Source organism: Pseudoalteromonas sp. MER144-MNA-CIBAN-0113 (genome assembly GCF_040308965.1).
Classification (GTDB): domain Bacteria; phylum Pseudomonadota; class Gammaproteobacteria; order Enterobacterales; family Alteromonadaceae; genus Pseudoalteromonas; species Pseudoalteromonas tetraodonis.
In genome coordinates this window covers 1-202 of record NZ_JBEOOG010000672.1, presented here as the reverse complement: position 1 = coordinate 202, position 202 = coordinate 1, and the positions used below count along the sequence as shown (strand labels likewise).

Genomic DNA, 202 nt, shown 5'->3' with positions numbered 1-202 from the left:
ACTTATATTTAGTGATGGACATTTTTAGTCGAAAGGTTGTCGGTTGGCAGGTTCACGACACACAATTAAGTGAATTATCCGCAGATTTAATGAAGGATATTTGCAGTCGAGAGCAAATAAAGCGAGAGCTAGGCATTGTGCCATCATTTAGCCGACCGTCAGTAAGTAATGACAACCCGTACTCTGAGTCGTTATTTAAAAC

At 40.1% G+C, this 202-nt stretch carries 1 pseudogene; it reads left to right on the top strand.

The features are described 5' to 3' along the window. Window positions 1–202 (top strand): annotated as a pseudogene (locus AAEY57_RS21400) (IS3-like element ISPpr7 family transposase); the annotation flags it as partial.